We start from the raw sequence: 25,914 nt of genomic DNA on the forward strand, positions 1-25,914 counted from the left end.
TGGGCGCCGGTGCGGTGTCGCCCCCAGGAAGGAGCGCACCATGCGAGTAGCCGGGGCAGTGGTGGTCATCGCGGTACTCAGCGGCGGGTCGGGTGCCGACCTGGCCCGCCGGTTCACGGCCGCCGGCGCCAACGGCGTGCTGATCGCCGACCAGCACCCGGGGGTCGCCGAGGACCTCGCCGCCGAGCTCGACCGGACCGGCTGCCCGGTCGTCGGCGTGTGCGCCGACATCCACCGGCCCAGCGACGTCGCCGCCCTCGTCGACACCACCGAGAAGCACCTCGGGCCGATCGACCTGTTCTGCGTCGCCGGGCCCGGCGGCGAGCGGATCGTCTCCCTCTCCGACCTGCCCGACCACCTGGACCTGGAGCGGCTCGCCGAGCTGCTCGCCCTGGTCGGTGAGGCGATCAGCGAGGTCGTCCAGGAGCAGCCCCACCACCGGGCCGACAGCCCGACGTACGCCGCGTAGGGCACCTCCGCAGGGCGCCCACGGGGGGCTTGCGGGGGCGGCGGGGGCGTGTTCAGCCGGTGAGGCCCTCCGCCGCGCGCACCGCGTCGCGGTAGCCGCGGGCGGCCGCCCGGAGCGCGGCGTCCACGTCCACGCCGGCGTCGTGCGCCCGCTGCACCACCGCGAGCAGCAACCGGCCCGCCGACTGCGCCGTCAGCTCGCGCGGCAGCTCGTACGGGGCGTCCGGCACCCCGGTGAACTCCGCGCGACGCACCCGGGAGACCAGCTTCGCCGCGTACGCCAGGGCCGGCAGACCGGCCGGCACGCCGTCCAGCACCGACTCGCGCTGCTTCTCCGCCGCCTTCAGCTGCTCCCAGTTGGCCTCCACCTCGGCGGCGCCCGCCGCCTCGACGTCCCCGAACACGTGCGGGTGGCGGTACATCAGCTTCTCGACGATGTCGCCCGCCACATCGTCGACGGAGAACGGGTCGTCCGTGTCCTCCTCGGCGATCCGCGAGTGGAAGAACACCTGGAGCAGGACGTCGCCGAGCTCCTCGCGCAGCGTCTCCCGGTCACCCTCCTCGATCGCCTCGACCAGCTCGAAGGACTCCTCGACCAGGTACTTCACCAGCGAAGCGTGCGTCTGCTCGGCGTCCCAGGGGCAGCCGCCGGGCGAGCGCAGCCGGTCCATCACCGAGACCAGGTCCAGCAGCCGCGCACCCGGCAGGTCGTACGAACCGGGCAACAGCTCGATCTCCGGCACCGCCCCGGCCTCCTCGACCGCGAGCCGCGCCAGCGCGTCGGTCAGCCCCGGATCACCGTCCGGGCTGCCGAGCCAGAGCGTCACTCCCCCGCCCTCGCCGGTGAGCACACGAGCCAGCGCCGGCGCCGACCCGCGCTCCACCAGCGTGACCTCCACGCCGGCCTGCCGCACCGCCGCCAGCTGCGGATGCCCCGCATCGGCCGCCAGCACCCGGTCGGCCTCCCGCAGCGCCTCCCACGCCGGCCAGGAGAGCAGGCCCGGGGCGACCCGGTGGGTGGTGATGAGCAGGATCAGCTTCGGGGCCGCGTTCGTCGTCGTCACCCTCCGAACCTACCCGCCCGGGCCGGCGGGCGGCCGCGACGGCCGGTGCTCGATGCGCGGCGGTCGGCGGCCACCATCGCCGTCGCGGGCAGGGGCTCGCCCGACCGGAGGCGGGAGGGCACCAGAGGCACCGCCGCCACCGTCCCGCGCTCAGGCCCCACGCTCACCCCCCGCCGGGCGATCAGCCCGCCGTGAGCCAGAGCGGTGCGTCGGGGGCCAGCGAGGCGCGGCCGGCGTCCCAGCTGCCGTAACGGGGATTGATCCGGACGTGCCGGCCGCCGGCGGCGGCCGCCAGGGCCCGCCGGACGGCCACCTGGCCGGACGGCGTCCCGGCGTCCTGCCCGTCGGCGGCGGCCAGCCCGCCGACGGCGAGCTGCCGGCGGTAGTACGTGTCGATCCGGCCCGCCGGGACCCCCTGCCGGATCAGTGCCCGCTCCAGCTGCTCCTCCCCTCCGAGACGCTGCCGCTCGGCCGCGCGGGCCGCAGCGACCTCGCCGTCCGTGACGGTCAGCCCGTGGTCGGCCAGCGCGCCGGCCAGCAGTGCGTCGAGCACCAGTTCCGCCACCGCTCGGCGGGCCAACCCGTCGGCCTCCCCCGTCGCGTCCCCGGAGCCCGTCGCGGCGGCCGACCGCAGCTCCGCCACCCGCGCCTGCACGCTCGCGTAGCCGATCCGTGCCCCGCCCACCACCGCGACCGTCCCGGCGGGCGAGGTCGCGCCGCACCCCGCGAGCAACGCGGCGGCCAGGGCGACCGCTGCGACGGCGGTCCCACGGTTCATAGCGAGCCTCCCGGTCGTGCCGACGGTCTGACGGGCGCTTCGACAGTAGGACCGCCCACCGGCACACCCGGGGACCCTGCCCCGAACGGGCCAGCCCGGCACGCCGTGGCTCCCCCGCCCCCGTCGAGCCGCCCCGGCGACGGCCCGACGCGCTGGCCGAGACCTCCGAAGGACGCTCGGCACCCGAACCATCACCCCGCCCGCGACCCGCACGCCCAACACGCCGCAGCCCCGCGGCAGGCCGGCGTCGGGCGGGCGCCGGTGTGGAGTGGCAAGTCGGACGGGCCGACTTCCGTTCCGGGCGGAGAGGGCGGGTCCGCAGGCGCACGGGCCGGCGCAGGCGCACGGGCCGGCGCAGGCGCCCGCGCCCACTGTCCGCCGGTTGCGGCATAGTGGCGGAGCCGGCGTGCACGGGGTGCGCCGCTGACCGGGGGCAACAGCGGGATGACGAACACCGACGTCGGCGGCCAGGAGGCCGCCGTGCACTTCGGGCCGCAGGCCACCGGACCAGGGCGCCGCCCGCCGAAGGCCCGCTACCCGCTGCTGCTGGTCCTGGTCGGCTGGGCGGGCAGCAGGGTGGCGGTCTGGGCCGACGGCCACTACGTCGGCGATGTGCTGCGCAGCTGCCACAACAGCCCCGGCCTGCCGTTCTTCGCCCTGGCCGCCGCCTGGGCCGGGCTCGCCGCGAGCCTGACGGGCGTCGTCCTGCTCGTACGCCTGCTGGTCGTCGTCCTGCGCGCCCAGACGGCACGGTTCAGCTGGCGCACCGGTTCGCTGGCCGCCCTGTTCCCGGTGGTGCTGCTGGTCCTGCTGGTGCAGGTCGTCGCGGTGAACAGCTCGATCGACCGGAGCGGCCGCCAGCACCACCCCTGCTCGGGCCTGGGCCCGGCGGTGGTGCCGCAGAGGTGAGCCACACCGCCCGGGGCGGGTCCGCGAAAGGACCCGCCCCGGGCACACCCTCATCCCGTCAGCGCTTGCTGCCCGCCAGGTCGTCGAACATCGCCGCGAGGAACTCGCTGCACCAGCCGAGCAGTTCACGCCCGACCAGCGGCTTGCCGCCGATCCGGCCGGTGCTCGGCCGGGGCACCAGCAGCTGCTGCGCGGCGGCCTTCACCTGACTGCGCGGGTAGAGGCGGTTCAACCGCAGCTGCTGCGACTCACGCAGCTCCACCGGCCCGAAGCGGATGTTGGCGCCCTGCAGGGTGATGTCACCGATGCCACAGCGCCGAGCGTAGAGCCGCAGCGCCGCCACCAGCAGCAGGTTCTCCACCGGCTCGGGCAGCTTGCCGTAGCGGTCGGCGAGTTCCTCGCGCACGTGCAGGATGTCCGCCTCGGAGTTGACCGCGGCGATCGAGCGGTACGCCTGGAGCCGCAGCCGCTCGCCCGGCGCGTAGTCGTGCGGGACGTGCGCGTCGACCGGCAGCTCGATCTTGACGTCCAGCGGCTCCTCCTCCGGCTGCGCGCCGCCGCCCGCCAGCGACTCGCGGAACTCGGCCACCGCCTCGCCGACCATCCGCATGTAGAGGTCGAAGCCGACGCCCGCGATGTGCCCGGACTGCTCGCCGCCCAGCAGGTTGCCCGCGCCGCGGATCTCCAGGTCCTTCATCGCCACGTACATGCCGGCGCCCATCTCGGTGTGCTGGGCGATGGTGGCCAGCCGCTCGTGGGCCGTCTCGGTGAGCGGCCTCTCCGGCGGGTACAGCATGTACGCGTAGCCGCGCTCGCGCCCACGCCCGACCCGCCCGCGCAGCTGGTGCAGCTGGGAGAGGCCGAAGGTGTCGCCGCGCTCGACGATCAGCGTGTTGGCGTTGGAGATGTCGATTCCGGACTCGACGATCGTGGTGGAGACCAGGACGTCGAACTCCTTCTCCCAGAAGTCGACGACGACCTTCTCCAGCGCCGTCTCCCCCATCTGCCCGTGCGCGGTGGCGACCCGCGCCTCGGGGACGAGGTCCTTCAGCCGGGCGGCCGCCTTGTCGATCGACTCGACCCGGTTGTGGATGTAGAACACCTGCCCCTCGCGCAGGAGTTCACGCCGGATCGCCGCCGAGATCTGCTTCTCGTCGTACGGGCCGACGAAGGTCAGCACCGGGTGCCGCTCCTCCGGCGGGGTGGTGATGGTCGACATCTCCCGGATGCCGGTGACGGCCATCTCCAGGGTGCGCGGGATCGGCGTCGCCGACATCGTCAGCACGTCCACGTTGGCGCGCAGCTTCTTCAGCTGCTCCTTGTGCTCGACGCCGAAGCGCTGCTCCTCGTCGACGATGACCAGGCCGAGATCCTTGAACCTGGTCTCGGAGGAGAACAGCCGGTGGGTGCCGATGACCACATCCACCGAGCCCTCGAAGAGGCCCTCCAGGACGGCCTTCGCCTCGCTGTCGCTCTGGAAGCGGGACAGCGCCTTCACCGTCACCGGGAAGTTCGCGTACCGCTCGGCGAAGGTGGAGAAGTGCTGCTGCACCAGCAGCGTGGTCGGCACCAGGACGGCGACCTGCTTGCCGTCCTGCACCGCCTTGAAGGCCGCGCGGACCGCGATCTCGGTCTTGCCGTAGCCGACGTCGCCGCAGATCAGCCGGTCCATCGGGACGGACTTCTCCATGTCCGACTTGACCTCGGCGATGGTGGTCAGCTGGTCGGGCGTCTCCGCGTACGGGAAGGCGTCCTCCAGCTCGCGCTGCCACGGGGTGTCCGGGCCGAAGGTGTGGCCGGGGGCCGCCATCCGCGCCGAGTACAGCCGGATCAGGTCGCCGGCGATCTCGCGGACGGCCTTCTTGGCCTTCTGCTTGGTCTTCGCCCAGTCCGCGCCGCCGAGGCGGTGCAATGTCGGGGCCTCGCCGCCGACGTACTTGGTGACCTGGTCCAGCTGGTCGGTCGGCACGAACAGCCGGTCGCCGGGGTGGCCGCGCTTGGCGGGGGCGTACTCCAGCACCAGGTACTCGCGGGTCGCGCCCTGGACGGTGCGCTGCACCATCTCGACGTACTTGCCGACGCCGTGCGCCTCGTGGACGACGTAGTCACCGGCGGCCAGGGCCAGCGGGTCGATGGCATTGCGCCGGCGCGAGGGCATCCGGCGCATGTCCTTGGTGGAGGACCGCTGGCCGGACAGGTCGGTCTCGGTGATGACGGTCAGCTTCAGCGTCTCGTCGACGAAGCCGTGCTCGATCGAGCCGCAGGAGACGTGCACGACGTCCCGGGTGGGCGCCTCGGTGAGGTCGGCGACCAGCCGGGCCGGGATGCCCTCGTTGCCGAGCACCTCGGCGAGCCGGCTGGCCGGGCCGTGGCCCTCCGTCACCATGACGACCCGCCAGTCGGCGGCCAGGCGCTCCTTGGCGTCGGCGATCGCCCGGGCGGTGTCGCCCCGGTAGGCCTCGACGGCGTGCATGCCCAGGGTGAGGGTGTCGGCGTCGAACTCCAGTACCTCGCTGACGGAGGACTCGCTGGTCGCGAACGGGCTGACGGACCACCAGGGCAGGCCGATCCGCTCCGCGTGCTCCCGCACGTCCGCCAGTGACCAGAGCGAGGCCGCGGAGACGTCGATCGCCTCGATGTCGATCGGCCGGTCGCCGCCGGCGGCGGCGGCCACCCAGGACGCGTGCAGGAACTCCTGACTGGTCGCCACCAGGTCGGCGGCCCTGGTGCGGACCCGCTCGGGGTCGCAGACCACCGTGACGCTGCCGAGCGGCAGGACGTCCAGCAGCAGCTCCATGTCGTCCACCAGGACGGGCGCCAGCGACTCCATGCCCTCGACGGCGATGCCCTGGGCGATCCTGTCGAGGATCTCGGCCAGCTCGGGATGCGCCCGGGCCAGCTCGCCGGCCCGGGCCCGGACCTCGTCGGTGAGCAGCAGCTCCCGGCAGGGCGGCGCCCACAGGCCGTGCTCGGCGATCTCCAGCGAGCGCTGGTCGGCGACCTTGAAGTAGCGGATCTCCTCGACGTCGTCGCCCCAGAACTCCACCCGCAGCGGGTGTTCCTCGGTCGGCGGGAAGACGTCCAGGATGCCGCCGCGCACCGCGAACTCGCCACGCTTCTCGACCAGTTCGACCCGGGCGTAGGCGGCCGCCGACAGCCGCCGGGCGACCAGCTCCAGATCGTGCGACTCACCGCGTTGGACGGCCACCGGCTCCAGCTCGGCCAGGCCCTTCACCTGCGGCTGGAGCACCGAGCGGACGGGGGCCACGATCACCTGCACCGGGCCCGCCGCCGCATCTCCCCCGGCCTCCGCCTGGGAGGCGCCCCCGAGCCGCGGGTGGACGATCCTGCGCAGCACCGCCAGCCGCCGCCCGACGGTGTCCGAGCGCGGCGAGAGCCGCTCGTGCGGCAGCGTCTCCCATGCGGGGAACTCGGCGACGGCGTCGGCGGGCAGCAGCGAGCGCAGCGAGGCGGCGAGGTCCTCGGCCTCCCGGCCGGTCGCGGTGACGGCCAGCACCGGTCGGCCCCGCTCGCCCTCGGCCCGGCCGGCGAGCGCGCGCGCCAGCGCGGCGACGGCGAACGGGCGGGCGGCGGGCGGGCCGACCAGGTCGAGGTGCTGGCGGCCGCCGGCAGCCGCACCTGCGGCGGTCGCGGCCTCGATCGCCTCGGCGAGGGCGGCGTCCCGCGCGACGACATCGAGCAGTCCGGTCAGGCTCATTGGAGTCTCTTCTTCGTCCCGTAGCTGGAGTGCCCCGTCGCCGGTAGGGACCGGCCGGGCAGCGCGAACGGCCCGGCACGCCTGGCGGCCGGGGGTCTCCAGAGTACGCCGCGCCGCCGACACTGACGCGGCGCACCGGGCGCGGCGGCCTCCGGCGGCTCGGCGATCTGCCACGAAGTGGACATACTCCTGTCACTGCGCGTCCATGGAGCTCGCGCAGGATGGAGCACGTGCCCGCCGCACCCAACCGTGGGGGATGGCTGCAGCGGCACGGACGCACCCCGATGGGGGTCGGGTGTGCGAGGCCGGGCGGCCCTGGGTGGGGGCGCCCGCCCATTCGCCGGGAACCGTGGCGCCCTTTCCTGGAGGGCGCCACGGGTCTCGGCCTCCGGCGTTCCCGTTCCCGTCCGGTGCCCGTTCCCGTCCGGTGCCCGCTGGGGGCGCCGGCTCCGGCGGGTGCTCCCGCGGCTCTGGCGGAAAGCCCGCGCGGCCACACTCCGCTCCCTACGCTGTTGTGAAGACGGTGTGGGGACGCCCCGGAGGGGACCTGGGGCACCGCGATGGAGGGGGTACTTCGTCATGCGCGTGGTCATCGCAGGTCAGGGCTATGTAGGGCTGCCGCTGGCGGTCCGCGCGGCCGAGGTGGGGTACCAGGTCGTCGGGTACGACGTCGACGAGCGGCGGATCAAACGGCTGGCGGTCGGCGAGTCCTACGTCGAGGACATCCCCGCCGAGCGGCTGCGGCCACTGCTGGAGAGCGGCGCCTACCTGCCGACGTCCGACCCGGCCGAGACCGCCGGCTTCGACATCGCGGTGATCACCGTGCCGACGCCGCTGCGCGACGGGGTGCCCGACCTCTCGTACATCGAGGCCTCCGCGCAGCTGCTGGCGGCCGGGCTGCGCCCGGGCGCGACGGTGGTGCTGGAGTCCACCACCTACCCGGGGACGACCGAGGAACTGCTCGCCCCGCTGCTGGAGGAGGGCTCGGGCCTGACCGCCGGCCGGGACTTCCACCTCGGCTACAGCCCCGAGCGGATCGACCCCGGCAACCCGACCTGGCGGCTGGAGAACACCCCGAAGGTGGTGTCCGGCATCGACCCGGCGGCGCTGGCCGCGGTGGACGGCTTCTACGGCCGGCTGGTCGAGCGGACCGTCCCGGTGTCCTCCTGCAAGGAGGCGGAGCTGACCAAGCTGCTGGAGAACACCTTCCGGCACGTGAACATCGCGCTGGTCAACGAGCTGGCGATGTTCGCCCACGACCTGGGGATCGACGTGTGGGAGGCGATCGACGCCGCCTCCACCAAACCCTTCGGGTATCTCCGCTTCACCCCGGGCCCCGGGGTCGGCGGGCACTGCCTGCCGATCGATCCCTCGTACCTGTCCTGGCGGGTGGAGCGGGCGCTCGGGCAGTCGTTCCGCTTCGTCGAGCTCGCCAACGACGTGAACAGCCACATGCCCGACTACGTGGTGCGACGCCTCGCGGACGCGCTGAACGAGCGGCGGCGCTCGGTCAAGGGCTCCCGGGTGCTGCTGTTGGGGCTCGCCTACAAGCGGAACACCGGCGACGCCCGGGAGACCCCGGCGGCGCGGATCGCCGAGCTGCTGATCAGGATGGGCGCCGAGGTCAGCGCCGCCGACCCGCACGTGGTGGTCGGGGTGCATGTGCCCGAGCCGGTCGTACCCGGCCAGCGGGTGGCCGAGCAGGACATCCACGGGAACCCGTTCGCGGCCGTCCGGCGGGTGGAGGCCACCGAGCAGGAGCTGGCGGCGGCGGACGCCGTCGTCCTGCTCGCCGACCACGACGAGTTCGACTACGACGCGATCGCGGGGCACGCCCGGTATGTCCTGGACTGCCGCCGCCGGCTGTCCGGCGCCACGGTGGAGGTGCTGTAGCCGGAGCCGGCCGGGCAACGGGGCAGCAGCGGGTCCCGGCCGCGCCGGTGCGGGCGGCCGGGACCCGGGCCTGCGATTGAGGTGCCCGCCGCCGCTCGGGCTGCGCCGGGACGGCTCAGCGGCGGCGGTGGGTGACGGTGTGCGGGGTGGCGTAGTCGGCGCCGTCGTCCACGATCACGATCTTCGGGATGATCCGGGTCTCGTCCTCGCCCTGCTCCTGCGGTGCCGCCGGTGGCGGCGTGGCTGGCCTCGGTGGGGCGCCGCCACCGGCGGCGGGCGCCGCGGTGACCGGCCCGTAGGAGATCGCGGGCGCCGCGGGAGCCACCGGACCCGGCGCGGTGACCGGGAGGACGGCGGTGGCGGCGTCGTTCTGCTGCTCCGGCACCGGCCGGGGGAACGGCTCCGGCTCCGGGACGAGCACGGCCGCCGGGACGAAGGCGATCTCCCCGGTCTCGGCCTCGGAGTCCACCTCGGGGGCCGGCTGCGCCTTGGCCTGGGCGTGCACGGAGGCGTGGACGGGTGCCTGGGCGGCCGACTGCGGCTTGGCGGCCGACGCGGACGCGCCGGAGGCGGACGCACCGGAGGCGGAGGACCCGGCCAACCCGGCCAGCTGAGCCTGCTCGGCCTGCGCGACGGCCTCCTCCGGCTCGATCGCGCCGACAGCCGCACCGGTGAGCGAGGCCAGCGTCCCCTTGATGTGGTCCAGGTGCTGCTGCACCGTCTCCAGCCGGACCGCGAATTCACGCTGCTCCTGCTCGATCACCGCGTTGATCTTCTCCGCCTCCCGGCGGGCCTGCTCGACCAACTGGTCGGCCCGGGCCTGCGCCTCGGCATCCGCCTGCTTGATCTGCCCGAGCACCGTCTCGCGGTGCTGCTCGGCCTCCTTGAGCCGGCGCTCCGCCATCGCCGCGATCTTGGCGTCCTCGGCCACGGCCTGGGCCTCGGCGGCGGCGAAGGCCTCGTCCGCCCGGCGGCGCAGCTCGGCGAGCTCGGCCTCGGCCTGCTCCTCGGCCTCGGCGGCGGCGACCCGCCGCTTGGCGGCGTAGGCGGTGGCGGCGTCGCGGGTGGCGCGGGCCTCGCGGTCGGCCTCCGCCCGCTCCTTCTCGGCCTCCGCCCTGGTCCGCTCGTCGGTGCGGCGGGCCGCCTGGTCCGCCTCGGCGCGGGCGGCCACGGCGTACTCCTTGGCGGCGGTGGCGAGCGCCTGGCCCGCCTCGTAGACCTCGTCCCTGAGGTCCTCGGCGAAGGTCGCGGCGTTGGTCCGCACGGCCCGGGCCTCGTTCTCCACGACGGCCGCGATGTCGGCGGCCTGCTCGCTGAGCTGGGCGTAGTCGGGCTCGGGGGCGTCGGCCGCGACCTGGATGAACTCGGCGAGCCGGTGCTCCATCTCGCGGATGCCGGCGCCGAGGATGCTCAACCGCTCCCAGGCGTGGTCGCGCTGGGCCACCAGCGCGGCCAGTGCTCGATCGACCTGCTCGGGCGCGTAGCCGCGCCGGGCAACGGTGAAGCCGTACTGGGAGACGGCGTCGCTCATGTGGGCTCTTCCCCTCGGTGTCGCGGGCTGCGGAGCCCATGGCCAGAACAGTACGGAACTGGTCGAGAGTGGACGAGTTAGGTCCATCCTCTTGACCTATTTTGCGCAGATCATGGCGAAACCCCAATGAGGCTGCGCCGGGCAGACATACGGAAGGGGCCGTACCGGCACCGGGTACGGCCCCTTCCGCCTGCGCCGATCCGCTACAGCAGGCCGTCCCAGAACTGCTCCAGGAGGACCGCCCACCACGTGTCCGGCGTCTGCAGGGCCGCCGGGTCGATCGCCACCAGTTGGTTCTGGAAGTCCGTGGTCCAGCGGGCCGCCTGCTCCTGCGTCAGACCGAACCGCAGGTGCCACATCCGGCCCAGCAGTGCGAGCGAGCGGACGAACTCCGGTACACCGGTGTTGACGAAGCGCGGCGGCTCGCCGGTTCCCTCCATGTCGACCGCGACCACGGCCGCCGTCCCGTACTGCACACAGAGCTGGCGCCCGTAGTCGTTGCCCAGCACCAGGTACCCGCCGAAGTCCGGCCCGGCGGGCAGGCCGCGCTCGGCGGCCAGCTCGGCCAGGGTCGGGATCGGCCGGCCCTCCTGTGCCTGCGCCCAGAAGAACGGCCCGAACTCACGCGGCAGGCCGGCCCACATCAGGGTCTGCGCCACCGGCTCGGGCACGCCCTGCCGGGAGACCGCGCGCTGCTCGAAGCGGAACACCGCCGGGCCGAACGCCTGCCCGAGCTCCGCCGCCAGCTGCTGCGGCGCCGGCGGCGCCGCCGGCGGGACGCTGCCCGGCGGGGGCGGCGGCACCCGGACGGGGCGCGAGCGCTGCGGCGCGGAGGCCAGCTGGTGCAGCTCGTCCAGGTGGTCCAGCAGGTGCGCCATCCCGGCCTGCCGGGCGTGGTGGTCACGCCCGTAGTCGGCGGAGTGGGTCAGCCGTACGTTCGGCCAGGACGCGCGGATCATCCGGGCGCAGTAGCCGCCCGGCAGATCGCAGGACTCCAGCTCGGTGTAGAGCTCCAGCACCTGCTCCGGCGGGACGTTCAGCCGACGCAGCTCGTGGAGGATCTTCCACTCCGGGTGCGGCGTACCGGGCTCGCTGCGCTGGAGCAGCTTCTGCTCGGAGCCGTCCGGGGCGCGGTAGCTGAGCGCGGCGAAGTAGCCCGGACCGACCACCGGCACGCCGGGCGGCACCGGAGCCGCCTGCGGCGGACCCGGTACGGGCGCCGGCGGCGCGGCGGGAGCCATCGCCGGGGCGGGCGTGCCCGGAGCACCGGCGCCGGGGTAGCCGTAGCCGGCCGCCGGACCGCCGGCGGGCATGCCGGGGCCGCCCGGGCCACCGGGCAGGTCCACCGCGTGGGCCAGCTGGGTCGCCTGGTGGGCGACACCCGCGGCCGGCGCCTGCGGCCCGCCCGGCGCCGCAGCCGGGTCGGCCCCGGCACCTGCGGCGGGGCCGACGCCCTGCTCGCCGGCACCGCGCAGGCCCGCCGGCGGCGGGGGCGGCGGCGTGCTGCCGCTGCTGCGGCCGCCCGCACTGCCCGCGGGGCCGGCGCCGGGCGCGTTGCGCAGCCCGCCCGGCGGGGGCGGAGGCGGCGCGCTGGGGCCACGGCCGGCCCCGGCCTGGCCCGCCGGAGCCGCCGCGCCACCACGCAGGCCGGCCGGTGGCGGGGGCGGCGGGGCACTCGCACCGGAACGCCCGAGCGCGCCACCGCCCGGCGGGCCGGCGGGGGCGGGGGCGGCGGGCGCACCGGGGAGCCCGTCCAGACCCGGCAGGCCGCCGGGCGGGGCGAGCATGGTCGGCGCGTGCTCGACGGTCGGTCCGCCGGGCGGCTGCGCCGCACCGGGCCCACCGGCAGCACCGGGCGCGCCGGGCAGGCCAGCGAGGCCGGGCAGGCCGCCGGGCGGGGCGAGCATCGTCGGGGCGTAGCCGTCGGCGGGGCCCTGGGCGGCGGACGGCGGGCCAGCCGGCGAACCGGCGGGCGCACCGGGCAGCCCCTCCAGACCCGGCAGGCCGCCGGGCGGGGCCAGCATCGTCGCGGCGTAGCCGTCGGCGGGGCCCTGGGCGGGCGGCGCGCTCGGCGGCGCGGCGGCGCCCGGCCCCATGCCGTAGCCGCCCTCGGGCAGCAGCACGGTCGCGGCCTCGGCACCCGCCCGGGGCGCCGGCGCCGGCCCTGCGGCGGGCACGGCGGCGGGCGGCTCCTGCGGCAGCGACGCCGCCGGCGCGCCCGCGTCGGCACCCTCGCGGGGCGGCGGCGGGGCGAGCATGGTCGGCGCGTCCCCCGCCGGGCGGTCGGAGAGCGGCGGCGTGGTCAGCACGGCGGCCGCGGGCGCGGGCGTGGGTACGGGAGCGGGAGCGGGCGCAGGAGCGGGTACGGCGGCAGGGGCGCGTACGGGGGCGGGTGCCGGGTCGGCCGGGGCCGTCCCCAGCCGCTCCGCCTCGGCCGCGATCGCCGCCGCCCCGGCCTCCTGGAGCCACTGCGGTGGGCTGAGCAGGAAGGAGGTCGCCTCGACCGGCCCGGGCGCGGGCCTGGCCGCGCCGGCCGGGTTGGCCACCACGGGCCGGCCGTACACCTCCTCGTACTGCCGGACGACCTCGTTGACCGGCAGCGCCGGCCAGAGGGTGCTCGCCCCGCTGTCCCGGGCGATCACCAGCCGGACCTCGCCGCCGTCCGAGGACGGACCGTCGGCGGGGTCGACCGCCCAGCAGACGAAGCCCAGGTCGAACTCCCGGACCCGTACCTCGCGCTGAAGCGATCGCGGCACACCGCCGTTGATCCAGTCCTCGGCGAGCTCCTGCGCCTGCGCGTACGTCACCACGCCCGGTTCACCCCTGTCCCCTCTGTGCCCCGCGATTCAGTCCCCGCGGCCGCTGTCCCGGTACCGTTCGCCATCTCAGCCCACCGGTACGGCGCGGGCGAACCCGCCGTCCACCATCAGCTCCGCGACCGTCTCCAGCTCCGGCGGGCTGCCGGCCAGCCGGAGCAGGAACGCGTCGAAGTCCTCGCCACAGGGCAGCAGCAGCCGGGCGACCCGGTCCTCGGGTGCCTCCGGCGCGCCGTTGTCCCGGGCGTCGTCGTACAGGCAGAACCAGACCGAGCCGGCGTCCTCGCCGCGCACCTTGAGCGCCAGGATGCCGCCCTGGACGTAGGCGATGCCGAGGTAGTCCTTGGTGAGGTGGTCGCGCAGGCACTTGTTGGCGTAGACGAGGTCATACAGGCCGTATTCCTCACTGAGGGTCAGGAACGGCTGGTCCAGCAGCAGCCCCAGCTCGGTGTCGAGCGCGACACCGACCGGGGTCCGGCCGCCGGCGATCTTCAGGAAGTTCCGGTACGCGCCGGGCAGCCGGTAGCCGAGCCGCTCCTCCGCGCTCTGCACCAGGTCCTCGGGGACGCTGAGCGGGTCGCCGCCGTCCTTGGCGAGCGAGAAGTGCACGGGCCGGTGCTCCTGGAGCGGGCGGGTGCCGCGTCGGCCGTGGTCCGCCGAGGAGCGGGCCAGGCCGCCGTGGTGCCGCAGCAGCGCCTTGACCTCGACCGGGACCAGCTCCATCCGGCGCCAGCCGGGGGCGGCCCGGCCGACCGCGTGGTGCCACGTCCAGCCGGGCGGGGTCGCCACGGCGGTGTCCAGGTCGGCCCAGAGTTCGTGGCCCTGGGTGAACAGCGCGGCGTTGGCCGAGACGAAGTCGGTCAGCCGCAGCTCGTCCACGCCGAACCCCTCCGGCGGGTCGGCGACCTCGGCCGCGGCCGCGGCGTACGCGCCGAAGTCCGGGTAGCCGTACTCGTCCACCCGGACACCGGCGGGGTGCTTCTGGGCCCGTACCGGGTCAGGGAACTGCACCACCTGACCTGCGTACGCCGCGTTCGGCGCGGAGGCGGCGGTACCGGGCCGACCTGTCGTCATCTGGGTGCCCCCACTGGCTGCTGCAACATTGTCCCTTGGCGATTGCTGGACACCAGCGTAGGGGGTGGGGCCCGGAGGCGGTCGCCCCGCCTGGAGGTTCGTCCGAGGCGGCGGGCCCGGGCGGGCTCCGCCGGGCCGGGAGCGCCCCGCGCCGGGGGGCGTCCGGCGGCGCGGGGCATAGGTGAGCGGGGCGGTGAGCGACGGCGGCTGTCAGGCGCTGTCGGGCGCCGGTCAGGCGTCGGGTCAGGCCTTCGTCAGGGCCTTCGTCAGGATCTCGGCGACCCTGGCCTGCTGAGCCGGTGTGATCTGCGGGTAGAGCGGCAGGGTGAGCAGCTCGCGGGCGGCCCGCTCGGTCACCGGGAAGCTGCCCTCGCCGTGCCCGAGGTCGCGGAAGGCGGGCTGGAGGTGCAGCGGCACGGGGTAGTGCACGCCGGCGCCGATCCCGGCGGCGCGCAGCGCGGCGAGCACCTCGCCCCGGCCGCGCTCGATCCGCACGGTGTACAGGTGCCAGACGTGTTCGTTGCCGGGCAGGGTGGCCGGCAGCCGCAGACCGCCGACCCCGTCGAGCAGTTCGTGGTAGCGGGCGGCGGCGCTCCGGCGGGCCTCGTTCCAGGCGGGCAGCCGCAGCAGCTTGGCACGCAGGACGACGGCCTGGAGGGCGTCCAGCCGGGAGTTGAAGCCGAACCGCTCGTGGACGTACTTCTGCTCGCTGCCGTGATCGCCGATCAGGCGGACGGCGCCGGCGAGGTCGTCGTCGTCGGTGACGACCGCGCCCGCGTCGCCGTACGCGCCGAGGTTCTTGCCGGGGTAGAAGCTGGTCGCGGCGATCCGGCCCCAGCAGGCGCGGCCGTGCTGCCGGGCGCCCTGGGACTGGGCGGCGTCCTCGACCACCGGCAGCTCGCCGGCGAGGTCCAGCAGCGGGCCCATCGGGGCGAGCTGCCCGGCGAGGTGGACGGGCAGCAGTGCGACGGCGCCGGGCAGCGCCTCGGCGGCCCGCGCCGGGTCGAGCAGCAGGTGCTCGGGGTCGGCGTCGGCGAGGACCGGACGCAGGCCGGCCCGCAGGACGGCCTCGGCGGTGGCGACGAAGGTGTTCGCGGGCAGCACCACGCCACCGCCCGGCGGCAGGTCCAGGGCGCGCAGGGCGAGTTCGAGGGCGTCGGTGCCGTTGGCCGCGCCGACGCAGTGCCGGGCGCCGCAGAAGGCCGCGTAGTCGGCCTCGAAGCCGGCCACCACCGGGCCCTTGATGTAGCCGCCGGTGGCGAGGATTCGGTCGAAACCGGCCCGGACGTCCTCGGCGACCTCGGCGTGGGCGGCCCGCAGGTCGACGAGCGGGATGGGCGCGTCAGTGGTCATCCGGGTGGTCTCCCTGGTCACGGTGGGAAGCGGGGGGCATCGGGGGGTTGTGGGATCGGTGGGATCGGTGGGGGCAGTGGGCGGGGCGTTACGGCCGGTGGGCCCGGCGGCTCACCCCAGGGCCCGGTGCAGGGCCGCGAGCACCCGGTCCTGCTGCTCCTCGGTCAGCGCGTGGTAGAGCGGCAGGATCACCGACCGGGCGGCCAGCAGCTCGGTGGCGGGAAGCGGCACCCGGGCCGTGCCCTTGTACGGGGCCTCCAGGTGGGCCGCCATGATGCCGCGCCGGGCGGAGATCCCGGCGGCGGCGAGCCGTTCGAGGAGCTCGGTGCGGCCGATCGCGCCGTCCGGCAGCAGCAGCCAGCAGGACTGGACGTTGCCTCTGCCGTGTGCCGGGTCGGCGACCAGCCGGGCGCCGGTGCCGGCCAACGACCGGCGGTAGCGGGCCGCGAGTTCGCGCCGGCGGGCGACCAGCGCGGGCAGCTTGCGCAGCTGTACCAGGCCGATGGCGGCCTGGATGTCGGTCATCCGGTAGTTGAAGCCGATCTCGTCGTACGTCTCCAGCAGGCTCGCGCCGCCCGCGGCGGCGTGCCGCTCGGCGGCCGAGACGCTCATACCGTGCTCGCGCAGCCGCCGCAGCCGGGCGGCCAGGTCGCCGTCCTGACAGGTGACCATGCCGCCCTCCCCGGTGGTCAGCAGCTTGCGCGGGTGGAAGGAGTACGCGGCGATCTCGGCGGTGCTGCCCGCCGGGCGGCCCCGGTACAGCGAGCCGGCCGCGCAGGCGGCGTCCTCGATCACGGTGATGCCCCGCGGGGCGGTGAGGGCGCGCAACGCGTCCAGGTCGACGGGGACACCGCCCTGGTCGACGGCGATCACCGCCCTGGTGCGCCCGCCGAGCAGCGGCTCGACGCTCTCGGCGGTGAGGTTGCCGGTGGCGGCGTCCACGTCGGCGAAGACGGGGGTCGCGCCGAGGTAGGTGACGGCGTTGGCGGTGGCGATGAAGGAGAACGAGGGGACGACCACCTCGTCGCCGGGCCGCACGCCCGCGCCGATCAGCGCCAGGTGCAGCGCCGTGGTGCAGGAGGAGACGGCGACGGCGTGCGGCACGCCGAGGTGCTCGGCGAAGGCCCGCTCGAACTCGGCGACCCGCGGGCCCTGTGCCACCCAGCCGGAGCGGACGGCATCGGCGGCGGCATCGGCCTCCTCCTCGCCCAGCCAGGGGATCATGACGGGGATGACGGGGACCGCGGGGACGGGGACTTCGGGGACGGGGACTTCGGACATGCGGCAGCTCCGGGGTGCTGGGGGCCGGACGGACTGGGCACGGGCAGGCCGGTCGAACGGGCAGCGGCGGACCGGAGCCCGGGCGCGCTCAGCCGGGCGCGGTCGGTCGGGCGGACCCGGTCGGTCGGCCGGACCCGGTCACTGCTCGCGCCACCACGCGACGAGCCTGCGCAGGCCCTCGTCCAGGCCCAGCTCCGGCTTCCAGCCGAGGTCGCGCTCGGCCGCCGAGATGTCGGCCAGCCGGCGGACCACCCCGCCCGCCGTACCCCTCGCCGGGCCGTGCTCGACGTCGAGGTCGGGCCGGCCCATCGCGCGGAGCAGCGCGTCGGCCAGGCCGCGCAGCGACACCTCGGTGCCGGTGGCGATGTTGTAGACCCGGTCCGTGACGGGCGCGGCGGCGGCCAGCAGGTTCGCCCGGGCGATGTCCTCGGTGTGGACGAAGTCCATCGTCTGGGTGCCGTCCCCGAAGATCAGCGGCGGCTGCCCGGCCGCGATCCGCTCCATCCAGCGGATGAACACCTCGGTGTACCGGCCGTGCACGTCCATCCGGGGCCCGTACACGTTGAAGTACCGCAGCGCGACGTAGTCCAGCCCGGCCATGGCGTGGAAGCTGCGCAGCAGGCCCTCGTTGAAGACCTTCGCGGCGCCGTACAGGGTGTCGTTGTGGTACGGGTGCTGGCTCTCCGGGGTGGGGAAGGTGTCGGCGAGGCCGTAGACGGAGGCGGTGGAGGAGGCAACCACCTTGCGCACGCCCGTCTCGGCGGCGGCCTCCACCACGTCGAAGGTGCCGTCCACCATGACCTCCAGAGCCAGCCGCGGCTCGGCGGCGCACTGGGTGATCCGGATCGCGGCGAGATGGAACAGCAGGTCGGTGCCCGGGTCGAGCAGCTCGCGCAGCAGCGCGCGGTCGCGGATGTCCCCGTCCACCACCCGCAGCCGCCCGGGGGCGGCGAGCCGCTGCGCGTGCGCCAGGTTGGCCCTCCGGCCCCGGACGAAGTTGTCCAGCACGATCACCTCGCGGGCACCCGCGGCGATCAGCTGGTCGACCACGGTGGAGCCGATGGTGCCGGCCCCGCCCGTGACCAGGCAGCGGGATCCCTCGATCTCTACAGCGTTCACCGCGCGGCGGCCCTCTCCTGAGCAAAGAACGGACGGTTGTCGGCGCCGGCCCCCACCGGCACGGTGGCGCCGCCGAGTCGGAGGCTGAGCGAGGCGGCGTGCAGCAGCTGGAGCACCCGCAGGCCGGAGCGCCCGTCGGTCAGCGCCGCCCGGCCCTCGGTGATCGCGGCGGCGAACTCCGCCATCACGTTGCGAAGCGCCTCCTGCTCCACCAGCGCGGGCGCGACCATCTCGCCCACCCGGTAGGAGATCAGCGCCTGGTGGCGGATCGCGTCGGTCATCTCGTCCGGCGGCGTGAGGTCCACACCCCGGTCGTGGACGGCCAGGCGGGCCTGCGGATTGAGGTCGTCCCAGACCAGCGTGCGGCGCGAGCCGCCGATCAGCGTGGTGCGGACCTTGGTCGGCGAGAGCCAGTTGACGTGGCAGTGCGCCAGCGCGCCGTTGCTCAGGCGCACCGTCAGGTACGCCACACACGCGCGCCCCGCGCCGATCGGGTCGGCGCCCTGCGCGCTCACCCCCACCGGTTCGACACCCGGCGGCAGCACGAAGTCGAGGATCGACAGGTCGTGCGGGGCGAGGTCCCACAGCACGTCCACATCGGGCTGGACCAGCCCCAGGTTGATCCGCACCGAGTCGAAGAACTGGATGTCGCCGATCTCCCCGCCGTGCACCAGCTCCCGGATGCGGCGCACCACCGGCGTGTAGCAGAAGGTGTGGTCGCACATCAGCACCAGGCCGCGCGCCTCGGCCAGCTCCACCAGCTCGGCGGCGTCCTCGGCCGAGGTGGTGATCGGCTTCTCCACCAGGACGTGCTTTCCGGCCTCCAGCGCGGCCCGTACCAGCCGGTGGTGCGCCGCGGCGGGCGTGGCCACCGCCACCGCCCGCACCCGTTCGTCGGCCAGCACCTCGCCGAAGGAGGTGGTCGACCGGACGGTGCTGTACTCCCCCAGCACCCGCCGGGACTTCGCCTCGTCCAGGTCGCACAGCCAGTGCAGTCGCAGCGCCGGCGTCTGCTGGGCGTTGCGCACCAGGTTCGGCCCCCAGTACCCCGCGCCGACCACCGCGATCCCGATCGGCCGCTCGGGCCGGGCCGGCGGTGGCGCTCCCGGGGTGGGCACGTGCTCGCCCGGCGCCTCGTTGGCGGCTTCCGCGTCCGTCATCGCAAGACCCCCCTTGCTCGACGCCGGGACGGCCCGCCCCGGCGGCCTCAACGGCCGTACCGGACCATGGAGTTACCGCGCCGCCTGCCACCCCCGCAGGTCGGCCCGACCCCTCGGCCCGTCCCAGGAACGCTACCGGCCGCCACCTCCCGAGGTGAGCCGAATCGGGAAACCTGGCGCACACCCGGTGACGGTCCGGTGAGGATCGGGCCACAACCGTGAGCCCGCACCCCGGTTGCGTACCGGGTCGGGGCATTTGACAGGCTTGTCCCCCGGAACGGGCCCGGCGGACGGCCCGCCGACCCGGCCGGAACGACCCGGCAGGGCCCGGCCCGACCACCCGGTACCGGAGGGGACCGGCGACCCGCCATCGGCCCGGCGTCAGGACGCAGAAGGAGGACGACGCATGACCATCGACGAAGCCGCCCCGGCCGGCGCACCCCTGCTGCGCCACCACCGCGACAGCCTGCTGCCCGCCGTCGCGGCCGCGCTCTCGCTGCGCGGCGGCGACGTGCACACCCTGGCCGGCGACAAGTCCGAGCGCCGCCCCGAGCTGCACCCGCTGATCGGAGCCTTCCTGGACGCGCTGCCCGTCGAACACCGGGAGCGGTTCACCGGACGCTGCCCCGAGGCCGTCCTGCTCTCCCAGCACCTGACCACCGTGGACGCCGCCCGCTCCAAGCGCTCGGCCCGCAAGCCGCTCAGCCTCGCGGACGCCCGCAAGTCGCTCAAGGGCGCCCGGCTGACCACCGTGCGGATCCGCGAGGAGGACGACCCGGCGCACGGCACCCACGCACCGCCGTGCCGCTCCTGCGCGACGCTGCTGGAGCACCTGGGCGTACAGAGCGTCGCCGTCGGGCCACCCGCCGGCTGACCGACCGCGCCCTGCGTACCGCCCCTGCCCCGATCACTGGAGCACACCCTGAACCCGCTCAGTCAGTCCCCCGCCCGGCCCCGCCCGCGCTTCCCCGCCGACGTCGCGGCCGAACTCAAGCAGGCCGGCTGGCACCCGGGCCGCTGGCAGATCCAGCAGGCCGAGGAGTGGGCCGACGCCCTGGCCGGGCACGACGTGCCGCACGCGGTGTTCCCGGCCGCGGTCGAGGCCTGGGCCGAGTTCGGCGGGCTCTCCTTCGAGCCGTCCGGCCCCGGGCGGCAGATCGCGCCGACGCCGTTCCTGCTCGACCCGCTCTGCGGGCTGCACCAGCCGCGCACCCTGGCCGACCTCGGACGCGCCCTGGACACCCGGCTCGCCCCGCTCGGCGAGGAGATGTACGGCCGCGCGCTGCTGGCCATCGACGAGGCGGGCCGGGTCTACAGCCTGGACCACGTCGGCGAGTGGTACCTCGGCGCGGGCGTCGACCAGGCCGTCAGCGCGCTGCTGCTCGGCACCGCCCCGGTACGGCTGCGCACCGGGGACCTCTAGCGCCCGCAACCCCTCCCGCCCCGGGCGCCCGGCCGGCGGCGCGGCCGGCCGGGGCGGACGGCGCAGGCGCCGGAGGCGCCGGAACACACCGGCCCCCGGAACAGGCCGGATGGTCAGAGCAGCCGTTCGGCATGGACGGCGAGGCGCGAGGGCAGCACCGCCTCCACCCGGAAGCCACCGTCCCGCTCGGACCCGGCCGTGAAGCTGCCCCCCAGCGCCACCACCCGCTCGCGCATCCCGATCAGCCCGTTCCCGCCGCTCGGCAGCCCGACCTTCTCGCCCCCGCCCGGGCAGTCGTTGACCACCGCCACCCGCACCCCGTTGGGCACGTACGCCAGCAGCACCGACACCTGGGCGCCGCCCGCGTGCTTGTGCGCGTTGGTCAGCCCCTCCTGGACCACCCGGAACGCCGTCCGCTCGGCCTGCACGCTGAACTCCCGGCGGGTACCGCTGACGGTCAGCGTGACGGCCATCCCCGCCGCCTTGGACTGCTCGACCAGCCGGGGCAGCCCGGCCAGTGCGTCCGTCGCCTCGCCCTGATCCTCCGACATCCGCAGCACCCCGAGGATCTCGCGCAGCTCGTTCAGCGCCTGCCGGCCCACCTCGCCCATCAGCTTGGCGCTCTGCGCCGCCCGCTCCGGGTCCTTCGCGACGATCCGCTCCAGCGCCCCGGCGTGCACCACCATCAGCGACACCCGGTGCGCCACCACGTCGTGCATCTCCCGGGCGATCCGGGTGCGTTCCTCCAGCCGCGCCCGGCGCGCGCGCTCGTGCGCCTGCTCGGCGAGCAGGTCGAGCTCCGTCTCCAGGCCCTGTGCGCGGTCCTTCAACGACTCGATCAGCCGCCGCCGCGCCCCCACGTACAGGCCCGTCACCACCGGCGGCACCGTCAGGCCGACCGCGACCAGCACCGACAGCAGGACGATCACCCAGACCGGCGGCTGGTCCGGCGGCTCGGGCCCCGCGCCCGGGGTGAGCATCGCGATCAGCACCATCACCAGCGCCTCGGCGAACGCCAGCGCCGCCAGCCCCACCACCCGGCGCCGGCGCGAGGGCCACTCCCAGGTCGCCGCCAGCGTGTACAGCGCCACCACCAGCAGGACCACCCCGAACAGCCCCGGCACGAACACCAGCGCCACCAGCACCGGCACCGCGGGCCAGCGCCTGCGCACCACCAGCGTCGTCCCCGCCAGCGCGCCGAACACCGTCGTCACGATCGTGAGCGGCCCACCCAACCGCAGATGATCGTTGACCAGGCCGTACGCCCCGAACGCACACTCCAATCCCGCGAGCGCGGCCAACCCGATGTCCAGGAACGCACCACGGCGCCGCTTCCACCACCACAGCGGCCGACCCGGACCGCCCTCCCCCGGCGACTTGCTCATACCCGACAGCCTAAGGCCGCACCTGCGGCCCGCCCCAGCGGGTTAACCCCCCGACACACACCCGACACCACCCCGGCACGCCGGTGCGCCCCGGGGCAGACCCCGGACACGCCCGGAGACCCCCGGACACCCGGCCGGCCCGGGCCGCCGGCCGCGGACCGCCTCGGACAGATTGGTCCAGACCGGCTGGGCCGCAGTGCCGAACCTGTCCGCCATCCGGCCACCTTTCGGACGCCGTCCCCCGCGACACCTATGCTGGTCGCGTCGGACAGCGCGGTCCGCACGCGTCGCCCCAACCAGGTGACAGAGCCGTTGCCGAACCCCACCACCACAGGGAGCCAGCCGTGACCGCTCCGGTCCCCACCCCGGCGGACAGCCCGACCCCCGGCGCCGCCGACCCGGTCGCAGACAACGCAGCATTGCGCGCGGACATCCGCCGCCTCGGCGACCTGCTCGGCGAGACACTCGTCCGCCAGGAGGGCCCGCAGCTGCTCGGCCTGGTCGAGCAGGTCCGCCTGCTCAGCCGCACCGACGGCGAGGCGACCGCCGAGCTGCTCTCCGACATCGACCTGGAGACCGCCGCCAAGCTGGTCCGCGCGTTCTCCACGTACTTCCACCTCGCCAACGTCACCGAGCAGGTGCACCGCGGCCGCGAGTTCGCCACCCGCCGAGCCCGCGAGGGCTCGCTCCTCGCCCAGACCGCGGACCAGCTCGCCGACGCCGACCCCAAGCACCTCGAGGACACCCTCGCCCACCTCGCCGTCCGCCCGGTCTTCACCGCGCACCCCACCGAGGCCGCCCGCCGCAGCGTCCTCAACAAGCTCCGCCGGGTCGGCGAACTCCTCGAACACATCCACCGCGAGCACGCCGCCTCCGGCCTCGCCACCACCGACCCGGCCCGCCACCGGCCCGCCGGCCAGCCCGGCCCCGCCGACCGGGCCGCGGTACGCCACACCTCCCTCGAACGCCAGGCCGACCGCCGGCTCGCCGAGGTCATCGACCTGCTCTGGCAGACCGACGAGCTGCGCATCGCCCGCCCCGAGCCCACCGACGAGGCCCGCAACGCCGTCTACTACCTCGACGAGCTCTACCGCGCGGCCGTCCCCGAGGTCCTGGAGGAGCTCCACGAGGAACTCGCCCGGGTCGGCCTCACCCTCCCCGAAGGCGTCCGCCCGCTGACCTTCGGCACCTGGATCGGCGGCGACCGCGACGGCAACCCCAACGTCACCCCGCAGGTCACCTGGGACGTCCTCAACCTCCAGCACGAGTACGGCATCAAGGACGCCCTGTCGGCCATCGACGACCTGCGGGGCTCCCTCTCCACCTCCGAGCGCCTGGCCGGCGCCTCGGTCGAACTGCTCGCCTCCCTCAACACCGACCTGCACGTGCTCCCCGAACTCAGCCCCCGCTACAAGCGGATGAACGCCGAGGAGCCCTACCGCCTCAAGGCCACCTGCGTCCGCCTCAAGCTGGAGAACACCCGCGAACGCCTCGCCCAGGGCACCCCGCACATCCCCGGCCGCGACTACCTCGGCACCCGCGAGCTGATCGCCGACCTCAAGCTCATCCAGGACTCCCTGCGCTCCCACCGCGGCGAACTCATCGCCGACGGCCGCCTGGCCCGCGCCATCCGCACCATCGAGGCCTTCGGCCTCCAACTCGCCACCATGGACGTGCGCGAACACGCCGACGCCCACCACCACGCCCTCGGCCAGCTCTTCGACCGGCTCGGCGAGGAGGCCTGGCGCTACGCCGACATGCCCCGCGAGTACCGCCAGAAGCTGCTCGCCAAGGAACTGCGCTCCCGCCGCCCCCTCGCCCCCACCCCGGCCCCGCTCGACGCGGCCGGCACCAAGACCCTCGGCGTCTTCAACACCATCCGTGAGGGCTTCGAGCGGTTCGGCGACGAGATCGTCGAGAGCTACATCATCTCCATGTGCCAGGGCGCCGACGACGTCTTCGCCGCCACCGTCCTCGCCCGCGAGGCCGGCCTGATCGACCTGCACGCCGGCATGGCCAAGATCGGCATCGTCCCGCTGCTGGAGACCACCGACGAACTCCAGGAAGCCGACCGCATCCTGGACGAGATGCTCTCCGACCCCTCCTACCGGCTGCTCGTCGCGCTGCGCGGCGACATCCAGGAGGTCATGCTCGGCTACTCCGACTCCTCCAAGTTCGGCGGCATCACCACCTCCCAGTGGGAGATCCACCGCGCCCAGCGCCGACTGCGCGACGTCGCCCACCGCTACGGCATCCGGCTGCGCCTCTTCCACGGCCGCGGCGGCACCGTCGGCCGCGGCGGCGGCCCCTCCCACGAGGCGATCCTCGCCCAGCCCTGGGGCACCCTGGAGGGCGAGATCAAGGTCACCGAGCAGGGCGAGGTGATCTCCGACAAGTACCTGCTGCCCTCCCTCGCCCGGGAGAACCTCGAACTCACCATCTCCGCCACCCTCGCCGCCTCCGCCCTGCACACCGCACCGCGCCAGGCCCCCGAGGAACTCGCCCGCTGGGACGCCGCGATGGACCAGGTGTCCGCCGCCGCGCACACCGCCTACCGCGCCCTGGTCGAGCAGGAGGACCTGCCCAAGTACTTCTTCGCGGCCACCCCCGTCGACCAGCTCGCCTCACTCCACCTCGGCTCCCGCCCCTCCCGCCGCCCCGACTCCGGCGCCGGCCTGGACGGCCTGCGCGCCATCCCGTGGGTCTTCGGCTGGACCCAGTCCCGCCAGATCGTCCCCGGCTGGTACGGCGTCGGCTCCGGCCTCGCCGCCGCCCGCGCCGCGGGCCTGGGCGACGTGCTCGACGAGATGCACGGCCAGTGGCACTTCTTCCAGAACTTCCTCTCCAACGTCGCCATGACGCTGGCCAAGACCGACCTGCGGATCGCCCGCCACTACGTCGAGCAGCTCGTCCCCGCCGAACTGCACCACATCTTCGACCAGATCACCGCCGAGCACGACCTCACCCTCAAGGAGGTGCTCCGCCTCACCGGCGAGAGCGAACTGCTGGAGCACAACCCCGTACTCAAGCAGACCTTCACCGTGCGGGACGCCTACCTCGACCCGATCTCCTACCTCCAGGTCGCCCTGCTGCGCCGCCAGCGCGAGCTGGTCGCCCAGGGCCGCCCCGAGGACCCGCTGCGCGCCCGCGCCCTGCTGCTGACCGTCAACGGCATCGCCGCCGGGCTGCGCAACACCGGCTGACGGGCCGCCGGCACGACGAGAGAGGGGGCCCGCGAGTGCGGGCCCCCTCTCTCGTCGTCCGTGGTCAGTGGCGCGGCACCACCCCGACCACCTCCGACACCTGCGGGCCGTAGCGGGCCACCAGCTGATCCCGGGCGGTCGCGGCCTGCGCGGTGTCCACCCGCAGCCCGGACCCGTCGTTGTTCACCGACACGCGGGCGATCTCCACGCCCCTGGACCGCCAGTAGGACTCCGCCTCGGCCTCGATCCGGGTCTGGAGGGTGACGAGGGCCTTGCGGGAGCCGACGGCGTCGACGAACGCGATCCTCAGCTCCACCCCCGGGCGGGCCGCCGCCCGCGCCGCCGCGGCGTCGAAGTCGCCACCGGGCACCCGCAGGACGTGCAGCACATGCCCCGCGGTGTCCGCGCATGCCCCGAAGTACTGGTCCGCGTAGTTCTCGCGGCCGAGCCGGTCGACCAGCACGCCGGCCTTCGCCTCATCGGTGTCGAAGAAGCCGCCCCGCTCCGGCGGCGAGGCCGACGGCGACATCGACATCGACCCCGGGGACTCCAGCGGCCCGGCCGGCCCGGAGGACTGCGGCGAACCCGAGGCCCCGGCCGAGGACGACGCCCACGACGACGGCGAACCCGAAACCCCCGCCGAAGACGACGCCCACGACGACGGCGAACCCGAAACCCCCGCCGAAGACGACGCCCACGACGACGGCGAACCCGAAACCCCCGCCGAAGACGACGCCCA

Annotated in this window: 18 protein-coding genes and 1 pseudogene; 7 read left to right on the forward strand and 12 right to left on the reverse strand. The window is 75.0% G+C overall.

Going from position 1 to position 25,914, the window contains the following annotated elements; translation table 11 throughout:
* The first annotated feature begins 40 nt into the window (after positions 1–40).
* A complete protein-coding gene (locus tag ACIBH3_RS01750) occupies positions 41–469 on the forward strand; it encodes an SDR family NAD(P)-dependent oxidoreductase (RefSeq protein ID WP_396309836.1) in 429 nt (142 codons plus the stop codon).
* Between the two features lie 52 nt (positions 470–521).
* On the opposite strand, the gene ACIBH3_RS01755 is transcribed toward ACIBH3_RS01750, so the two are convergent.
* Entirely contained in the window at positions 522–1,532 is a 1,011-nt protein-coding gene (locus ACIBH3_RS01755) for a MazG family protein (protein WP_396309837.1), read from the reverse strand.
* Between the two features lie 181 nt (positions 1,533–1,713).
* On the reverse strand, positions 1,714–2,310 hold the full coding sequence (locus tag ACIBH3_RS01760; protein WP_396309838.1) for a SurA N-terminal domain-containing protein: 597 nt from the start codon (positions 2,308–2,310) through the stop codon (positions 1,714–1,716).
* A 444-nt stretch (positions 2,311–2,754) separates the two neighbouring features.
* Here ACIBH3_RS01760 and ACIBH3_RS01765 point away from each other — a divergent pair, with 444 nt between their 5' ends.
* Positions 2,755–3,219, forward strand: a complete 465-nt coding sequence (locus ACIBH3_RS01765) for a hypothetical protein (protein ID WP_396309839.1) — start codon at positions 2,755–2,757, stop codon at positions 3,217–3,219.
* Positions 3,220–3,277: 58 nt separating this feature from the next.
* Here ACIBH3_RS01765 and mfd read toward each other — a convergent pair whose 3' ends face one another.
* A complete protein-coding gene (gene mfd, locus ACIBH3_RS01770) occupies positions 3,278–6,937 on the reverse strand; it encodes a transcription-repair coupling factor (protein WP_396309840.1) in 3,660 nt (1,219 codons plus the stop codon).
* A gap of 579 nt (positions 6,938–7,516) precedes the next feature.
* Between mfd and ACIBH3_RS01775 the strand changes: the two genes are divergently transcribed.
* Positions 7,517–8,830, forward strand: a complete 1,314-nt coding sequence (locus ACIBH3_RS01775) for a nucleotide sugar dehydrogenase (RefSeq protein ID WP_396309841.1) — start codon at positions 7,517–7,519, stop codon at positions 8,828–8,830.
* 115 nt (positions 8,831–8,945) lie between these two features.
* Here the strand turns inward: ACIBH3_RS01775 and ACIBH3_RS01780 are convergent, their stop codons facing one another.
* The 7 genes from ACIBH3_RS01780 to ACIBH3_RS01810 form a co-directional block, all read right to left on the reverse strand.
* Positions 8,946–10,361 carry a hypothetical protein gene (locus ACIBH3_RS01780; protein ID WP_396309842.1) on the reverse strand — a complete coding sequence of 472 codons (1,416 nt, stop codon included), beginning with the start codon at positions 10,359–10,361 and terminating at the stop codon, positions 8,946–8,948.
* A gap of 203 nt (positions 10,362–10,564) precedes the next feature.
* A complete protein-coding gene (locus ACIBH3_RS01785; RefSeq protein ID WP_396309843.1) occupies positions 10,565–13,171 on the reverse strand; it encodes an SUKH-4 family immunity protein in 2,607 nt (868 codons plus the stop codon).
* Positions 13,172–13,246: 75 nt separating this feature from the next.
* Positions 13,247–14,251 (reverse strand): SMI1/KNR4 family protein, encoded by a 1,005-nt coding sequence (locus tag ACIBH3_RS01790; protein WP_396309844.1) that lies wholly within the window; start codon positions 14,249–14,251, stop codon positions 13,247–13,249.
* 243 nt (positions 14,252–14,494) lie between these two features.
* On the reverse strand, positions 14,495–15,604 hold the full coding sequence (locus ACIBH3_RS01795; protein ID WP_396309845.1) for a DegT/DnrJ/EryC1/StrS family aminotransferase: 1,110 nt from the start codon (positions 15,602–15,604) through the stop codon (positions 14,495–14,497).
* 111 nt (positions 15,605–15,715) lie between these two features.
* Positions 15,716–16,885 carry a DegT/DnrJ/EryC1/StrS family aminotransferase gene (locus ACIBH3_RS01800; protein ID WP_396309846.1) on the reverse strand — a complete coding sequence of 390 codons (1,170 nt, stop codon included), beginning with the start codon at positions 16,883–16,885 and terminating at the stop codon, positions 15,716–15,718.
* Between the two features lie 138 nt (positions 16,886–17,023).
* Positions 17,024–18,004: an NAD-dependent epimerase/dehydratase family protein gene (locus ACIBH3_RS01805; protein ID WP_396309847.1), complete on the reverse strand. Its 981-nt coding sequence runs from the start codon at positions 18,002–18,004 to the stop codon at positions 17,024–17,026.
* On the reverse strand, positions 18,001–19,164 hold the full coding sequence (locus ACIBH3_RS01810; RefSeq protein ID WP_396309848.1) for a Gfo/Idh/MocA family protein: 1,164 nt from the start codon (positions 19,162–19,164) through the stop codon (positions 18,001–18,003). The genes ACIBH3_RS01805 and ACIBH3_RS01810 overlap by 4 nt, the downstream gene beginning before the upstream one ends.
* Positions 19,165–19,570: 406 nt before the next feature.
* On the opposite strand from ACIBH3_RS01810, the gene ACIBH3_RS01815 reads away from it, so the two are divergent.
* Positions 19,571–20,038: a YwqJ-related putative deaminase gene (locus ACIBH3_RS01815; protein WP_396309849.1), complete on the forward strand. Its 468-nt coding sequence runs from the start codon at positions 19,571–19,573 to the stop codon at positions 20,036–20,038.
* A 48-nt stretch (positions 20,039–20,086) separates the two neighbouring features.
* Positions 20,087–20,587, forward strand: a complete 501-nt coding sequence (locus tag ACIBH3_RS01820) for an SUKH-3 domain-containing protein (RefSeq protein ID WP_396309947.1) — start codon at positions 20,087–20,089, stop codon at positions 20,585–20,587.
* A gap of 113 nt (positions 20,588–20,700) precedes the next feature.
* On the opposite strand, the gene ACIBH3_RS01825 is transcribed toward ACIBH3_RS01820, so the two are convergent.
* Entirely contained in the window at positions 20,701–21,972 is a 1,272-nt protein-coding gene (locus tag ACIBH3_RS01825) for a sensor histidine kinase (RefSeq protein ID WP_396309850.1), read from the reverse strand.
* 344 nt (positions 21,973–22,316) lie between these two features.
* On the opposite strand from ACIBH3_RS01825, the gene ppc reads away from it, so the two are divergent.
* Entirely contained in the window at positions 22,317–25,175 is a 2,859-nt protein-coding gene (ppc, locus tag ACIBH3_RS01830) for a phosphoenolpyruvate carboxylase (RefSeq protein WP_396309851.1), read from the forward strand.
* A 64-nt stretch (positions 25,176–25,239) separates the two neighbouring features.
* On the opposite strand, the gene ACIBH3_RS01835 is transcribed toward ppc, so the two are convergent.
* Positions 25,240–25,638: a hypothetical protein gene (locus ACIBH3_RS01835; RefSeq protein ID WP_396309852.1), complete on the reverse strand. Its 399-nt coding sequence runs from the start codon at positions 25,636–25,638 to the stop codon at positions 25,240–25,242.
* Between the two features lie 19 nt (positions 25,639–25,657).
* Here ACIBH3_RS01835 and ACIBH3_RS01840 point away from each other — a divergent pair.
* Positions 25,658–25,914 (forward strand): annotated as a pseudogene (locus ACIBH3_RS01840) (hypothetical protein); the annotation flags it as partial.

The organism is Kitasatospora sp. NPDC050543 (genome assembly GCF_044457565.1).
In the GTDB taxonomy this organism is placed as follows: Bacteria; Actinomycetota; Actinomycetes; order Streptomycetales; family Streptomycetaceae; genus Kitasatospora.

Excerpts from the sequence above, each read along its gene's own strand:
- ACIBH3_RS01825 (WP_396309850.1), bottom strand. The coding sequence starts at position 21,972 with ATGAGCAAGTCGCCGGGGGAGGGCGGTCCGGGTCGGCCGCTGTGGTGG.
- ACIBH3_RS01790 (WP_396309844.1), bottom strand. The coding sequence starts at position 14,251 with ATGACGACAGGTCGGCCCGGTACCGCCGCCTCCGCGCCGAACGCGGCG.
- ACIBH3_RS01750 (WP_396309836.1), top strand. The coding sequence starts at position 41 with ATGCGAGTAGCCGGGGCAGTGGTGGTCATCGCGGTACTCAGCGGCGGG.
- ACIBH3_RS01815 (WP_396309849.1), top strand. The coding sequence starts at position 19,571 with ATGACCATCGACGAAGCCGCCCCGGCCGGCGCACCCCTGCTGCGCCAC.
- ACIBH3_RS01800 (WP_396309846.1), bottom strand. The coding sequence starts at position 16,885 with ATGTCCGAAGTCCCCGTCCCCGAAGTCCCCGTCCCCGCGGTCCCCGTC.
- ACIBH3_RS01795 (WP_396309845.1), bottom strand. The coding sequence starts at position 15,604 with ATGACCACTGACGCGCCCATCCCGCTCGTCGACCTGCGGGCCGCCCAC.
- ACIBH3_RS01780 (WP_396309842.1), bottom strand. The coding sequence starts at position 10,361 with ATGAGCGACGCCGTCTCCCAGTACGGCTTCACCGTTGCCCGGCGCGGC.
- ACIBH3_RS01775 (WP_396309841.1), top strand. The coding sequence starts at position 7,517 with ATGCGCGTGGTCATCGCAGGTCAGGGCTATGTAGGGCTGCCGCTGGCG.
- ACIBH3_RS01765 (WP_396309839.1), top strand. The coding sequence starts at position 2,755 with ATGACGAACACCGACGTCGGCGGCCAGGAGGCCGCCGTGCACTTCGGG.
- mfd (WP_396309840.1), bottom strand. The coding sequence starts at position 6,937 with ATGAGCCTGACCGGACTGCTCGATGTCGTCGCGCGGGACGCCGCCCTC.
- ACIBH3_RS01810 (WP_396309848.1), bottom strand. The coding sequence starts at position 19,164 with ATGACGGACGCGGAAGCCGCCAACGAGGCGCCGGGCGAGCACGTGCCC.
- ACIBH3_RS01760 (WP_396309838.1), bottom strand. The coding sequence starts at position 2,310 with ATGAACCGTGGGACCGCCGTCGCAGCGGTCGCCCTGGCCGCCGCGTTG.